Source organism: Pseudomonas frederiksbergensis, assembly GCF_035751725.1.
GTDB classification, from domain to species: Bacteria; Pseudomonadota; Gammaproteobacteria; order Pseudomonadales; family Pseudomonadaceae; genus Aquipseudomonas; species Aquipseudomonas frederiksbergensis_A.
The window spans coordinates 2,224,451-2,238,577 of sequence record NZ_CP142104.1; the positions used below are offsets into that span (position 1 = coordinate 2,224,451).

Genomic DNA, 14,127 nt, shown 5'->3' on the forward strand with positions numbered 1-14,127 from the left:
CCTCAACGCTGTGTTGTTTCCGGCACCGATCCCCCCTGAGTTTCCTGCGGAGCAACCCATGCGCCTGGCTGATTTCATTGTCGACAACATCGAACCGATCCTCCAGGCCTGGGAGGACTTCGCCAGGACTATTACGCCGGCTTCCATCGGCATGGATTCGATTGCTCTGCGTGACCATGCCGAGCAGATGCTGCGAACCATCGCCGTCGACCTGCGCACCTCTCAGACAGCTGAGGAGCAGATCGCCAAATCCCAGGGCGAAGCGCCGGCGGCAGAAGCCGAGACGGCGGCAGAGACCCATGCCGTCATTCGTCAGTCCTCCGGTTTCACCGTGGAGCAGATGGTCTCGGAGTACCGCGCGTTGCGCACCAGCGTGCTGATGTTGTGGATGCCCCATGCCCAGTTGGACCAGGCGCAGGCGATGTCGGATGTGATCCGCTTCAACGAGGCCGTCGACCAGGCCTTGGCGGAATCGGTGGTCAGTTACTCAGGCGCTGTCGATGCGGCGCGCAATATCTTCCTGGGGATTCTGGGACATGACCTGCGCAGCCCGTTGGGCGCGATCCTGCTGAGTTCCGAAGTGCTCCTGAGGGCGGGCGATCTGCCCGCCAAGGCCACCAAGATTTCCTCGCGCATCTATACGAGCGTCAAACGGGCCAACAAGATTGTCGGCGACCTGCTGGACTTCACCCGTACCCAGCTGGGCTCAGGCATACCGGTGCAGCGCTTCAACGGCGACCTGGTCGCCGCGTGCGAAGGCATGGTGGAGGAGGCGCGGGCCTATCATCCTGAAAGCAGGATCCTTTTCGAGCCCCACGGTCCGCTCGAAGGGCTGTTCGATCCGGCGCGGATGGAGCAGGTTTTCTCCAACCTGATCGGCAACGCCGTCCAGCATGGCGCAGAGGGCGCGCCAATCACTGTATCGCTTAGCCGTGAAGAGGATGACGCCGTCATCGCGATCAACAACCAGGGCAAGCCCATCTCGAAGGACGCCATCGCGAGCATCTTCAATCCCTTGATCCGCCAACTTCGCAGTGGCGACCAGCAATACGGCCCTACGGCCGGGCTGGGGCTGGGCCTTTACATCGCTTCGGCGATCGTGGCGGCTCACCAGGGGACTATCGAAGTGCACTCGAAGGCGCGCGGAGGTACCACGTTCACCGTTCGAATCCCGCTCCATCCCGAGTGACAGGCGCGGGTGAGAATCCTACTTGTACGATGTCCTATCAGAGAGTAAAACAAACGTCCCCGTCCAATAATAATTAACGGAGACGTACGATGGATGCTTCGCAACCTGCAACCGCCGATCAGGGGCGCCGGATCTTCCTGAAAAAATCCCTGGTGGTCTCGGCCGCCGCCGCGACGCTTGGAAACCTGCCCGGGCTGGCCCAGGCCGAACCTCTGAGCCAGCGCTATCCAGACCCCCTGGTCAATATCCTCGACCCCAGCTTCATGGACTTGCGCATCTTCAACGCCAGCGTCGAGAAGCTCGCCAGCGGCTTGCGGTGGGCGGAAGGGCCGGTATGGATCGGCGACGGTCGCTATCTGCTGGTCAGTGACATCCCCAACAACCGCATCGTGCGTTGGGACGAAGTCACCGGTGGCTTGTCGGTGTACCGCGAGAACTCCAATTTCTCCAACGGCATGTGCCGCGATCGCCAGGGGCGGTTGCTGGTCTGCGAAGGCTCGACCACATCGACCGAAGGGCGACGCATTACCCGTACCGAACACAACGGCACGATCACCGTGCTGGCCGACAGTTTCGACGGCAAGCCGTTGAACTCGCCCAACGACATCGTCTGCAAACGGGATGGCTCGATCTGGTTCACCGACCCACCGTTCCAGACCGGCAACAATTATGAAGGCCACAAAGTCACCCCGGCGCAGCCCCACGCGGTGTACCGCATCGACGGCGAGACCGGCAAGCTCAGCCGGGTGATCGACGATCTCGCGGGGCCGAACGGCCTGTGCTTTTCACCGGATGAAAAAATCCTCTACGTGGTCGAAGGCCGGGCCAAGCCCAACCGTCTGGTCTGGGCGATCACCGTCAAGGACGACGGCACCCTGGGCGAGCGCCGCAAGCACATCGAAGGGCTGGACTACGCGGCCATCGACGGGATCAAGTGCGACGAGAGCGGCAACCTCTGGTGCGGTTGGGGCGGGAACGGCGACCCCAAGGCCGACCTGGAAAAACTCGACGGCGTTCGGGTGTTCAACCCCGAGGGCAAGGCCATCGGGCACATCTCGTTGCCGGAGCGTTGTCCCAACGTCTGCTTCGGCGGCAGGGAGGGCAACCGGCTATTCATGGCCGGTAGCCACTCCTTGTACTCGCTGTTCGTGAATACCCGAGGGGCTACATTCGCCTGACCAAAGAGCAACGTCTCTCAGTGAGTCGAGCACCTGTTTTGTGGCGAGGGAATGAAACCCCTCGCCACGATATTTTCATACAGTCATTGGACAGAGGGCGTCCTGGACGCCCTCGACTTCAGCCCAACTTCACGTTCATGGTGATCTGCGCCGTGAGCATCCAAGGTTCATCGGGAACTACTGGCCCAAGCGGCGTGGCGCTCCATCAGCGCTGAATGAGCGTCATAGCGGGCAGCTCCACAATTCCACGGCCGGTTGCTGTGCGGAGGGCGGCCCCAGCCAATGGGCCATCGGCTCGCAATGGCCGCCATCACACAGCTGGTAATCACCGGCCTGGGGTGTGCGGCCGAGCTTCAACGGTTGCAATGGCGGCAGCGAGCGATGGTAGCGCCAGCTGCCGTGCTCCAATCGTGCGCCTTCGGGAATTTCCATGCCGGCGCCGTTGCCCTTGATCCTGGCTTCACCCAGGATCAAGCCCGTTTCGGTGACCCGATAGTCTTCTTCCCAGCGGACCTTTTCGATGGTGTGGTTCCAGGCCAGCGTAAACTCGCTGAGTTGAAGTTGTGCCCAGACCACGCCGGACAGGCCCAGGCACAAGCCAATCACGCCAAGGCTCGCCCGACGCGCCGCGCACGCCAGAGGTGCTGCCCGATCATCAGCGCACCCAGGACGAAGCCGATCTCATCGGTCAAGGGCAGGGCAACCACCAGCATCGCACCAGCGGCAAAACACATCAGGCGCTCCCAAACCAGCATTTTCTGCTGCAGGTAACCGGTGGACGCCATGCCCCACAGGCCCACCGCCAACAGCGTCTTGACCAACATGTAGGCGGTCATCCAAAGATTGTCGCCCTGGAGCATCAGCGCCGGGTTGTATACCGTCATGAACGGAATGACGAAGCCGGCGAGGGCGATGCGCACCGCCCAGAAGCTGATCTTCAGGCCGCTCTCCCGGGCGATGGGCGCGGCGGCGAAGCAGGCCAGGGCGACCGGCGGGGTCAGGTCGGCGAGGATGCCGAAATAGAACACGAACATGTGCGACACGATCAGCGGCACGCCCAGTTCCAGCAAGGCGGGCGCGGCAATCGAGCTGGTGATGATGTAGTTCGGGATGGTCGGGATGCCCATGCCCAGCACCAGGCAGGTGAGCATGGTCAGGAGCAGTGACAGGAACAGGTTGTCCTTGCCGATCGCCAGGATATAGCCGGCGAACGTGGACGCCACGCCCGTCAGCGAAACCACCGCGATGATGGTGCCGACCAAGGCGCAGGCGATCCCCACCGGAACGGCGTGCCGGGCGCCATCGACCAAGGCGTGCAAGCAAATGACCAGGGTTTCCCGGGTGCCTTTCATGAACCAGCACGCCACCACCAGCAGGCCGATCACCGCAAATACGACACCGATACCCAGCCGGAAGAACCCGACGCAAAGAATGCCCAGCGCAACCCAGAATGCGCAGCGCAAGGCATAGTTCGAGACTTTGAGAATGATCGCCGAGCCGAGGATCACAATGGCCGTCAGCGCCAGCCCGACCATGCCGGAGAACAGCGGCGTGCGACCGGAAAACAGCAGGTACACCAGCACCCCAAGAGGGATCAGCAGGAACCAGCTCTCCTTGACCGCAGCCCAGGCACTCGGGCACTGGTCTTTAGGCAGGCCCTTGAGGTCGGATCGCTTGGCTTCCAGGTGAACCATCCAGAACACCGAACCGAAATACAGGCACGCGGGTATCAGCGCGGCCTTGGCGATTTCCACGAACGGCACGTTGATGGTCTCGGCCATGATGAACGCCACCGCGCCCATCACCGGCGGCATGATCTGGCTGCCCATGCTTGACGTCGCTTCCACGCCGCCAGCGAATGCGGCCTTGTAGCCAAAGCGTTTCATCAGCGGAATGGTGAACTGCCCGGTCGTCACCACGTTGGCAATGCCCGAGCCGGTGATGGTGCCCATCAGCGCCGATGACACCACGGACACCTTCGCCGGACCGCCCAGCTTGTGACCGAACAGGCCCATGGCGAAATCGGTGAACAGCTTGATCATGCCGGCCTTTTCCAGGAAGGCGCCGAACAGGATGAACAGGAAGATATAAGTGGCCGAAACGTAGGTCGGCGTGCCGTACAGCCCTTCGGTGCCGAACGACAATTGATTGATGATTTGATCGACGCCGTAGCCGCGATGGGCCAGGTCGCCTGGCAGGTGTTCGCCGAACAGGCCATAGGCCAGGAACAAGCCGCAGATGATCGGCAAGGCGATGCCCATCACACGCCGTGCCGCCTCGAACACCAGCACGATCAGGACGACGCCGATCACCATGTCGGCGGTCGTCAAGTCGCCTGAGCGCTGGATCAGGTCGGCCTCGAACACCCATTGATAGGCCGCCGTCGTCATCCCCGCCAGTCCCAACACCCAGGCCAGGGGCTGCCAGGGCCGTTGCTTGCCATGGGCCGGGTAGCTCAAAAACACCACCCACAGCAAAAAGCCCACATGCACCGCCCGCAGCACGATGCTGGACACGGGTGAGAAGGCCGCCGTGATGATCTGGAATATGGAAAACAGCAACGCCACGTAGAACAGCGTCTTGGGCCAGTCCCGCGGGTCCGTGGCGATGCCGTGCTGGTCTTCACTCATGAAATGCCTGCCTGTTGTCGACGTGCGAAGGTCAAACGCGTTGCTGCAACGGCGGCGCGCGCCGTTGCAGTGCCTGGGGCTACAGCGCGCCCACTTCCTTGTAGTAACGCTCGGCACCGGGGTGCAGGGCGATCGGCAGGTTTTTCGCGGCGTTTTTCAGCGAGATGTCCTTGGCCGCCGAGTGGGAGGTGCCCAGGCGGGTGAGGTTGTCGAACAGCAGCTTGGTCATCTGATAGGCCACTTCGTCCGGGACGTCCGCGCGGGTTACCAGGATATTGGTGATGGCGACGGTGGGCACGGCGTCGGCCTGGCCATCGTAGGTGTTGGCGGGAATCATGGCGCTCTGGTAGGCCGGGTTGCCGATCTTTTCCACCACGTCGGTGGGAATCGACACGTAGCTCAACGCCATGGTCGACGCCAGGTCACGAATCGCCGCCATGCCAAGGCCGGAGGATTGCAGGGTGGCGTCCAGTTGCCGGTTCTTGATCAAGTCCACCGACTCGGCGAACGGCAGGTATTGGACCTTCATGTCGCTGTAGCTCAGGCCGGCGGCCTTGAAGATCGCCCGGGCGTTGAGTTCGGTGCCGGATTTCGCCGCGCCGACGGAAACGGTCTTGCCCTTGAGGTCGGCCAGGGTCTTGATCCCCGATTCCTGGCTGGCGACGATCTGGATGTAATTGGGGTAGGCCCCGGCAATCGCCCGCAATTTGGTCAGCGGCGCCTTGAAACCGGCGTCCTCCACGCCGTTTTTCGCATCGGCCACCGAGTCTCCCAGGGCCAGCGCCAGCTCCCCGCGCCCGGCTTGCAGCAGGTTGAGGTTTTCCACCGACGCCTTGGTGGCCTGCACCGATGTCTTGGAATCCTGGATGCCGCTGCTGTAGATCTGTGAAAGCCCGACGCCGATGGGGTAATACACACCGCTGGTGCCGCCGGTCAGGATGTTGATGTACACCGGGGCCGCGTAAGCGGTGGTGGTGACCGCCAAGGCTGCAGCGGCGGCCAGGAGGGTGAAGCGCTTGTTGACTCGCATTGGGAACTCTCCGTCTTGTTATGGCTTTATGCAGAGTCTTTCCACTGTAGTCGAAACGGGCTTGATGGCGAATAGGCAGATACCGGTATGTCCGATTAAACAGCGTAGCTGCCTGGCGCGGCGCTACTGCCGCGCACGGTCAGTTCGAACGGCAACCGCACGTGCATCTGGGCGATAGGTTGTTTCTCGATCAGCGCGATGAGCATTTCCACCGATTTGTGGCCAAAGGTTTCGGCCGGTTGGGAAATGGTCGTCAGCGGCGGATCGCAATACGCGGCGAACGGAATATCGTCGAAGCCCACCAGGGAGATGTCCTCGGGCACGCGCAAGCCCATCTGCTTGATGCGCTTGAGTGCGCCGATGGCCATTTCATCGTTCTCGCAGAACAGCGCGGTGGGGCGATCGGCCAAGGCCAGCATCGTCCCGGCACCTTCGTAGCCGGCCTTGAGGGTGAAGTCGCCGTGGCAGACCAGTTCAGGGGCAACGGCGATACCGGCCTTGTGCAGCGCGTCCCGGTAACCGGCCACGCGGTCGAGGGTCAGGGGGCTGCTGCGCGGGCCCTTGATGATGCCGATGCGTCGGTGGCCGAGTCCGATCAAATGCTCGGTCATGGCTCGCGCGGCGCCGCGGTTGTCCAGGCTGATGGTCGGGTAGGGCGCGTCCTTGACCACTTCGCAGGCGTTGACCAGTGGCAGCGCGTCCGTGCCGGGAGGCAGTGAGACAAAGGGATCGCTGGCGCGCAACTGGATCACGCCGTCGGCCTGATGGGCGTATACCAGCCCGGCGAATTCCTGCTCGATGGCTTCGCGGCCCTGGGTGTCGCACAGCAGCAGCCGATAGCCGGCCGCTTGCGCCGCTTGTTGGGCGCCGCTGATGACCCGGGCGAAAAAAGTGTTGGCGATCTTCGGCACGAGAATCACCAGGTTGCCGGTGCGTCGGGAGCGAAACTGCACCGCCATCAGGTTCGGTCGATAACCGGCCTGCTGCACCGCTGCGTTGACTTTGTCCCGGGTCTCGGGCAACACCCGCTCCGGGGATTTCAGCGTTCTGGACACCGTTGCCACCGACACTCCGGCCAGCCGCGCAACTTCACGGATATTGGACAAATTCACCTCGATCTCGCGCCTGGAAACCAGGCATGACGGCGAGCTTACCGCAGGTTCGGCACCTGACAAACGCTCAATGGCATTGCAAGGGGTTTGACACGGGGCGAAACCAAGCCTAGATTCGCGTCATGATGTAACCGGTTACATCATCGGTCCGGACAGAAGAGAATCGCGATGAATCCTGTAGCACCAAAAATAAGAATGGGCTTCGTGGGCGGTGGGGAGGGCGCGTTCATCGGCCAGGCCCATCGCCAGGCCGCGGGCCTGGACGGCGGTTTCGAGCTGGTGTGCGGCGCGTTCAGCCGCGACCCGCACAACAACCGGCAGACCGGCGCGGCGCTGGGGCTGGCCGCCTCGCGTTGTTATCACGATTGGCAACAGATGCTCGACGCCCAGGCGCTGCTGCCGCTGGATCAGCGCATGGAATTGCTGGTGATCGTCACGCCCAATCACCTCCACGCACCGATTGCCAGCCAGGCATTGAAGGCCGGTTTCCACGTGTTCAGCGAGAAGCCCGCCGCGCTGAACCTCAAGGAACTGTTGGCCCTCAAGGACGTGTTGCAAGGCAGTCGCTGCCTCTACGGCCTGGCCCATACCTACCTGGGTTATCCGATGGTCTGGCAGGCGCGGGAGATGGTGCGCTCGGGCGTGATCGGCCATGTGCGCAAAGTGTTTGTCGAATACCCCCAAGGCTGGCTGAGCCAGGATGTCGCCGCCCATGGCAACAAGCAGGCCGAGTGGCGAGACGATCCGGCCCAGTCCGGCTTGGGCGGTTGCATCGGCGACATCGGCACCCACGCGTTTTCCCTGGCGGAGTTCGTCGCGGATCAACCAATCCAGCAGCTCTGCGCCACCCTCGGCACCCATGTTCCGGGGCGGCAGTTGGACGATGACGTCGCAATGTTGTTCAAGATGAAGGACGGCGCCAGCGGCGTGCTGCTCGCCAGCCAGGTCTGCACCGGCGAAGAGAACCCGCTGAAAATCCGTGTCTACGGCGACAAAGGCGCGCTGGAGTGGCGCCAGGAAGAACCCTCGAGCCTGATCCACCGCGCCTTCGACCAACCGCTAAGCATCCTGCGCGCCGGTGTCGGCCAGCCTTGGCTGTGCGAAGCGGCGACCCAGCGCATGCGTTTGCCGGCAGGGCATCCGGAAGGTTATCTGGAGGCCATGGCCAACCTCTACGGCGATTTCGCCCGGGCCATTCGCGCCCGTGGCGAAGGTCCCGATGTGCCTGGCGTACCCGGCATCGAAACCGGCTTGCGCGGCATGGCGTTTATCGAGGCCGCGATCATCAATCATCGGGGCGAGGCAAAGTGGACCGCGCTGGAAACCGGAGAGTCGCTGCTGTGAATACCCACGACCAAACTCCGAGTGGCCTGCGCGGGCCGGCGATTTTCCTGGCGCAATTCATGTCCGATGAAGCGCCGTTCGACAGCTTGGCAAACATCGCCCGATGGGCGGCATCGCAAGGCTACAAAGCCATCCAGGTGCCAACCCTGGGCACGCGCTACATCGACCTGGCCCGGGCCGCCGAGAGCCAGGACTATTGCGACGAACTCATGGCCACTTGCGCAGCGGCAGGCGTCGAGATCAGCGAATTGTCGACGCACCTGCAAGGGCAACTGGTGGCGGTGCACCCGGCGTTCGACGCGCTGTTCGACGACTTCGCCCCCGGCCATCTGCGCGGCCAGCCCCAGGCGCGCACCGAGTGGGCCATCGAACAATTGAAACTGGCCGCCCGCGCCAGCGAACGCTTGGGCCTCAAGGCCCACGCGACGTTCTCCGGTGCGTTGTTGTGGCCGTACATGTACCCGTGGCCGCAGCGTCCATCGGGCCTGGTCGAGCAAGGCTTTGCTGAACTGGCCCGGCGCTGGCGGCCGATCCTCGATTGCTTCGACGCAGCGGGCGTGGACCTGTGCTACGAGATCCACCCTGGCGAAGATCTGCACGACGGTGCCTCGTTCGAGCGCTTCCTGGAAGCGGTCGAGCATCATCCACGGGCAGCGATTCTCTATGACCCCAGCCACCTGTTGCTGCAACAGATGGACTACCTGGGCTTCATCGACCGCTACCACGCGCGCATCCGCATGTTCCACGTCAAGGATGCCGAATTCCGCCCCGACGCCCGCTCCGGTGTCTACGGCGGTTACCAGGGTTGGGTGGATCGCCCCGGCCGGTTCCGTTCCCTGGGCGATGGACAGATCGATTTCAAGGCGATTTTCAGCAAGCTGACCCAATACGGCTTCGACGGCTGGGCGGTGCTGGAATGGGAGTGCTGCCTGAAGGATTCGCAACAGGGTGCGGCCGAAGGCGCGGCGTTTATCCAGCGGCACATGATCACCAGGACCGCCAAGGCGTTCGATGATTTTGCAGGGGTTACGGCGGATGAGGCATCCAACCGGCGGTTGTTGGGGTTGCCTCCAATGCCGATGACGTAACCCCTGTGGCGCGGGAGCAAGCTCCCTCGCCACGAAGAAGCAGGCCACAACAGCAACGAACGACGTGTTTCAACAAAAACAACAACAAGACGGTGACGGTCATGACGACGATGTACGCACGCCTTAGCACGATGATGTTCCTGCAGTTCTTTATCTGGGGTGGCTGGTTCGTCACCCTCGGCACGTTCCTGTCCAGCACCCTGGGCGCCAGCGGCGGGCAGGTCGGCAGGGCCTTCGCGACCCAGTCCTGGGGCGCGATCATCGCGCCGTTCGTGATCGGCCTGATCGCCGATCGCTACTTCAACGCCGAGCGCATCCTGGCGGTGTTGCACCTGGTGGGCGCGGTGCTGCTGTACCAGCTGTATTGGGCGACGGATTTCAGCGGGTTCTATCCCTTTGTGCTGGCATACATGGTGGTCTACATGCCGACGCTGGCCTTGGTCAATTCCGTGGCCTTCCGGCAGATGCGCGACCCGGCGCTGGAGTTCTCGCGCATCCGGGTCTGGGGCACCGTCGGTTGGATTGTTGCCGGCGTGGTGATCAGCTTTGTGTTCGCCTGGGATTCGCGCGAGGCAATCTCGGCGGGCGGCCTGCGCAATACTTTCCTGATGGCCGCCGTCGCTTCGCTGGTGCTCGGACTCTACAGCTTCACGCTGCCCGGCACGGCACCGCTCAAGGAGCAGGCGGTTTCCAGCGGCATCAAGCAATCCCTCGGGCTCGATGCGTTGGGGCTGCTCAAGGACCGTAGCTACCTGGTGTTCTTCATCGCCTCGATCCTGATCTGCATCCCCTTGGCGTTTTATTACCAGAACGCCAACCCGTTCCTGGCCGAAACCGGCATGACCAACCCGACGGCGAAAATGGCCATCGGGCAAGTGTCCGAGGTGCTGTTCATGTTGCTGTTGCCGCTGTTCATCCAGCGCTTCGGCATCAAGCTGGCGCTGCTGGTGGGCATGTTGGCGTGGGCGTTGCGCTACGTGCTGTTTGCCTATGGCAACAACGCCGAACTGGCGTTCATGCTGTTCACCGGCATCGCGCTGCATGGCATCTGCTACGACTTCTTTTTTGTCTCGGGGCAGATCTACACCGATGCCAAGGCGCCGAAACACTTGCGCAGTTCGGCCCAAGGGTTGATCACCCTGGCGACCTATGGCGTGGGCATGTTGATCGGGTTCTGGGTGGCGGGGCAGGTGACCGATCACTTTGTCGTGGAGGGCGGGCACGATTGGAAAAGCATCTGGCTGTTCCCGGCCGGTTTCGCGCTGGTGGTGCTCGTGTGTTTCCTGCTGACCTTCAACGGGCGTCAAGCGGTCGTGGCGCCGTCCAAGGCATGAGCGTGGGGAAGGGCGTCAGTCACTTGTGACTGACGCTCAGTTTGGTGTAGGTCACTTTCCCGCCTTCATTGGAATAGCCCTTGTTATCCAGGGTGTAGACGCCGGCCTTGAAATAGAAATCGTAGCCGTGCCAGGACTTGTCCAGCTTGACCTGCTTGCCGTTTTTACCAATCAGCACCGAGAGCTGGCCTTGCTTGTCCATTTGCAGCGTGTACGAGAAGGACTTGTTCAGCGGTACCTTGGGCACGGTGTAGATCACCGGGCTCTTTTTGTCCTTAGGCTTGACCCTATATTCCACGTCAATATTGCCGGTGCCCTTTTCAAAGCGGTACACCAGTTTCAATAACGGCGTCGGCGCATTCTTGGCGTGAATCTGCGCCACGACCACACGACCTTCCGAGGGCACCTGGTTGACCGTCAATTCGCCCTTGAGTGTGTTGATGCCGCTGTTGTAGCGCCAGTTGCGGTGTTTCCCGTCCCTGCTGGTTTCCCGCAGTTCGGAACGCGGATAGTCGCTGTTACCGGTATGGGAGCCGGTGACGGGCGCCCAGAAGATGATCCGCTGGCCGTTATTGTCGAAATACTTGTTGTTCAAACTGGGCATGGCTTTGGTTGCCACCACCTGCGCGGGCGTTTGCACCGGCAGGGTCACGCTCCAGACAGTCACGTCAATCATGATAAAACCCTCCAACGGGACCGGCCGATAGTAGCGGCCGTCAAGACAAGAACTGCCTTCCGTGGCGTAGTCTTCATGCTATCGACGAGGGTCTGTTTCGCTGGAGGCGCACCTGACGAATGGCTCTGCGACGAACCTTTCGATCCCAAAAATGGGGGGAGAGATGTTGTGTCTTTTTGTTGCTGATCGATTAAAGTACGCGCCGCCCGAGAGATGGATCCCGGGCGTTTTCCCATGGAGCATCAAATGAACCACATCAGCAAAGTTGTCGCCTGCGCACTGTTCGGCCTGGTCCTGGCGGGTTGCACCGGCACCCCAATGAAGACCCAGCAATACGACAGCAGCCAATACACCGTCGTTGGTCACAGTGAAGCCAAGGCCACCGGCCTGCTGCTGTTCGGCGTGATCCCGATCCGCCAGAACAACCGTTTCGTGCGCGCCCAGACCGCCGCGATCAAAGCCAAGGGCGGCGACGCCATGATCAACACCCAAGTCCAGGAAAACTGGTTCTGGGCCTGGGTCCTGACCGGCTACACCACCTCGGTGTCCGGTGATGTGGTCAAGCTGAAGAGCGTTCAGTAAGCGCGTTACCTGTGGCGAAGGAGCAAGCTCCCTCGCCACAGGAGCTTGTTCATTGCTGATTACTTTCCTCCCACCACCATGTGACTGAACGGCTCCACATACGCCTGCAACGTCACCAGCCCGCCCACCAGAATCGCCAGCACCACCGAGTGGAAAAACACGTAGCGCAGGATTTCTCCTTCGTGGCCGTACCAGCGGGTCGCGGTGGAAGCGACCACGATCGACTGGGCGTCGACCATCTTGCCCATCACCCCACCTGAACTGTTCGCAGCGGCCATCAGCACCGGGCTGATGCCCAATTGCTCCGCCGTCACTCGTTGCAACCCTCCAAAGAGTACGTTGGACGCCGTGTCCGAACCGGTCAGCGCCACGCCGAGCCAGCCCAACAGAGTGCCGAACATCGGGTAGAAGATACCCGTCGCGGCGAACGCCAGGCCCATGGTGGCGTCCAGGCCCGAATAACGCGTGAGGAAACCCAGCGCCAGCATCGCCACGATGGTGATCAGCGAATAGCGCACCACCCACAGCGTTCGAAGATACTGGCGCGCCAGTTGCGGGATGGAATAGCCCATCAACAAGCCCCCTACGATCGCCGCCAGGAAGATGCCGCTGCCGGTGGCGGTGAACCAGTTGAACTTGTAGACCGCTTCCTCGGTTTTGGGCTGGGGCACCACCGGCGGGACTTTTTCGATCTGCTGATGGATCGTGCCGAAGGTCAGCAACGGCGAGAAGATCGGATTTGCCTCGCGCATCGGCTTGCCTTGAGGATCGAGCTTGACCGATTGGGTCTGCGGATCGATGGCCGGGCGGGTGTCGAAAATGTTCTTGAAGCCCTGGGTGCCCCAGGCGAACACGAACACGGTGAGGATGATCCACGGCATCCAGGCGCGCAGCACCGCGGGTCGAGCGTCATTGGAAAACGCGGCGCTGGCCACCGGCGTCTGTTGTTCGCTGGCGTCGATCTTCGAATCATCGTGCCGCCCTGTCAGCGCCGCCGAGGTATGCACCGTGGCGGGCTTCCAGACTTTCAGGAAACCCGCGAGGCAGGCCATCGAAATGAGCGCGGCAATCACATCCACCAGCATCGGTCCGTGGTAGTTCGACACCACGAACTGCGGGATGGCAAAGCTGACACCGGCCACCAGGATCGCGGGCCACACTTCAAGCATCTTGCGCCAGCCGGCGAACGCCCAGATCAGCCAGAACGGCACGATCACCGAGAAGAACGGCAGTTGCCGACCGACCATCATCGACAACTCCATCTCATCCAGCCCGGTGACTTTTGCCAGCGTGATGATCGGCGTGCCCAGGGCGCCAAACGCCACGGGTGCGGTGTTGGCAATCAACGCCAGGCCCGAGGCGGCGAGGGGCGAAAAACCCAGCCCGATCAGGATCGCGCCGGTCACCGCCACCGGCGTGCCGAAACCCGCCGCGCCCTCGAAGAATGCGCCGAAACAAAAGGCGATCAACAGCAACTGCAAGCGGCGGTCATCGGTGATGCGCGCCAGGGAATCCTGCAGGACCTTGAACGAACCGTTCTCGGTGGTCAGCCGGTGCAGGAAGATGATGTTGAGCACGATCCAGCCAATGGGCAGCAGCCCGTTGGCCGCGCCATAAAGCGCCGCTGAACCGGCCATGTCCGCCGGCATGCCGAAAGCGAAAATCGCAATGAGCAACGCCGAGGCCAGGGCATACAGCGCCGCCAGGTGCGCCTTGACATGAAAGAACGCCAGGGACGCCAGCATTACCACCACCGGAACCGCCGCCAGGAACGTCGATAGCACCGCATTACCGAAGGGATCGTAGACTTGTTGCCAGACCATGTTCCACCTCTGCTTTTTATTGTTGGAAGTGCAGGCCCCCGGGGGGATTGGCAGAGAAGTATAGGCGGGGATTTGCCAGGCGATTGCCAGCCAAACCCCTGTGGCGAGGGAGCAAGCTATCTCGCCACAGGGGGAGTTGTG

General features: G+C 62.1%; 12 protein-coding genes. 6 read left to right on the forward strand and 6 right to left on the reverse strand.

Translation table 11 applies throughout. From position 1 onward, the window contains the following. Positions 1-58: 58 nt before the first annotated feature. Together VQ575_RS09990 and VQ575_RS09995 are read left to right on the forward strand one after the other, a co-directional pair. Positions 59-1,189, forward strand: a complete 1,131-nt coding sequence (locus VQ575_RS09990) for a sensor histidine kinase (RefSeq protein ID WP_039592920.1) — start codon at positions 59-61, stop codon at positions 1,187-1,189. Positions 1,190-1,278: 89 nt separating this feature from the next. After that, on the forward strand, positions 1,279-2,367 hold the full coding sequence (locus VQ575_RS09995) for an SMP-30/gluconolactonase/LRE family protein (protein WP_039592921.1): 1,089 nt from the start codon (positions 1,279-1,281) through the stop codon (positions 2,365-2,367). A gap of 222 nt (positions 2,368-2,589) precedes the next feature. On the opposite strand, the gene VQ575_RS10000 is transcribed toward VQ575_RS09995, so the two are convergent. The 4 genes from VQ575_RS10000 to VQ575_RS10015 form a co-directional block, all read right to left on the reverse strand. Next, a complete protein-coding gene (locus VQ575_RS10000) occupies positions 2,590-2,973 on the reverse strand; it encodes a DUF1850 domain-containing protein (protein WP_039592922.1) in 384 nt (127 codons plus the stop codon). Then, positions 2,970-4,997: a TRAP transporter permease gene (locus VQ575_RS10005; protein WP_325919562.1), complete on the reverse strand. Its 2,028-nt coding sequence runs from the start codon at positions 4,995-4,997 to the stop codon at positions 2,970-2,972. Before VQ575_RS10005 ends, VQ575_RS10000 begins: the two co-directional genes overlap by 4 nt. Before the next feature lie 79 nt (positions 4,998-5,076). Next, on the reverse strand, positions 5,077-6,027 hold the full coding sequence (locus tag VQ575_RS10010) for a TAXI family TRAP transporter solute-binding subunit (RefSeq protein ID WP_045155676.1): 951 nt from the start codon (positions 6,025-6,027) through the stop codon (positions 5,077-5,079). A 95-nt stretch (positions 6,028-6,122) separates the two neighbouring features. After that, entirely contained in the window at positions 6,123-7,133 is a 1,011-nt protein-coding gene (locus VQ575_RS10015; protein WP_045155756.1) for a LacI family DNA-binding transcriptional regulator, read from the reverse strand. Between the two features lie 174 nt (positions 7,134-7,307). Between VQ575_RS10015 and VQ575_RS10020 the strand changes: the two genes are divergently transcribed. The 3 genes from VQ575_RS10020 to VQ575_RS10030 all read left to right on the forward strand — a co-directional run bounded on the left by VQ575_RS10020 (position 7,308) and on the right by VQ575_RS10030 (position 10,905). Continuing rightward, positions 7,308-8,483, forward strand: a complete 1,176-nt coding sequence (locus VQ575_RS10020) for a Gfo/Idh/MocA family protein (protein ID WP_325919564.1) — start codon at positions 7,308-7,310, stop codon at positions 8,481-8,483. Then, positions 8,480-9,571, forward strand: a complete 1,092-nt coding sequence (locus VQ575_RS10025) for a sugar phosphate isomerase/epimerase family protein (protein ID WP_325919567.1) — start codon at positions 8,480-8,482, stop codon at positions 9,569-9,571. The genes VQ575_RS10020 and VQ575_RS10025 overlap by 4 nt, the downstream gene beginning before the upstream one ends. Positions 9,572-9,672: 101 nt before the next feature. Beyond that, a complete protein-coding gene (locus tag VQ575_RS10030; protein ID WP_325919569.1) occupies positions 9,673-10,905 on the forward strand; it encodes a nucleoside permease in 1,233 nt (410 codons plus the stop codon). A gap of 19 nt (positions 10,906-10,924) precedes the next feature. Here the strand turns inward: VQ575_RS10030 and VQ575_RS10035 are convergent, their stop codons facing one another. After that, on the reverse strand, positions 10,925-11,581 hold the full coding sequence (locus VQ575_RS10035; protein WP_039592928.1) for a polysaccharide lyase family 7 protein: 657 nt from the start codon (positions 11,579-11,581) through the stop codon (positions 10,925-10,927). A 246-nt stretch (positions 11,582-11,827) separates the two neighbouring features. Between VQ575_RS10035 and VQ575_RS10040 the strand changes: the two genes are divergently transcribed. Further along, positions 11,828-12,163: a hypothetical protein gene (locus tag VQ575_RS10040; protein WP_039592929.1), complete on the forward strand. Its 336-nt coding sequence runs from the start codon at positions 11,828-11,830 to the stop codon at positions 12,161-12,163. A 59-nt stretch (positions 12,164-12,222) separates the two neighbouring features. Here VQ575_RS10040 and VQ575_RS10045 read toward each other — a convergent pair whose 3' ends face one another. Beyond that, a complete protein-coding gene (locus VQ575_RS10045; RefSeq protein WP_039592930.1) occupies positions 12,223-13,986 on the reverse strand; it encodes an L-lactate permease in 1,764 nt (587 codons plus the stop codon). Positions 13,987-14,127 lie beyond the last annotated feature (141 nt).

Bases quoted from the DNA above. Each gene is read 5' to 3' on its own strand.
- VQ575_RS09995 (WP_039592921.1), top strand. From the start codon at position 1,279: ATGGATGCTTCGCAACCTGCAACCGCCGATCAGGGGCGCCGGATCTTC.
- VQ575_RS10010 (WP_045155676.1), bottom strand. From the start codon at position 6,027: ATGCGAGTCAACAAGCGCTTCACCCTCCTGGCCGCCGCTGCAGCCTTG.
- VQ575_RS10020 (WP_325919564.1), top strand. From the start codon at position 7,308: ATGAATCCTGTAGCACCAAAAATAAGAATGGGCTTCGTGGGCGGTGGG.
- VQ575_RS10045 (WP_039592930.1), bottom strand. From the start codon at position 13,986: ATGGTCTGGCAACAAGTCTACGATCCCTTCGGTAATGCGGTGCTATCG.
- VQ575_RS10040 (WP_039592929.1), top strand. From the start codon at position 11,828: ATGAACCACATCAGCAAAGTTGTCGCCTGCGCACTGTTCGGCCTGGTC.
- VQ575_RS10035 (WP_039592928.1), bottom strand. From the start codon at position 11,581: ATGATTGACGTGACTGTCTGGAGCGTGACCCTGCCGGTGCAAACGCCC.
- VQ575_RS09990 (WP_039592920.1), top strand. From the start codon at position 59: ATGCGCCTGGCTGATTTCATTGTCGACAACATCGAACCGATCCTCCAG.
- VQ575_RS10005 (WP_325919562.1), bottom strand. From the start codon at position 4,997: ATGAGTGAAGACCAGCACGGCATCGCCACGGACCCGCGGGACTGGCCC.
- VQ575_RS10030 (WP_325919569.1), top strand. From the start codon at position 9,673: ATGACGACGATGTACGCACGCCTTAGCACGATGATGTTCCTGCAGTTC.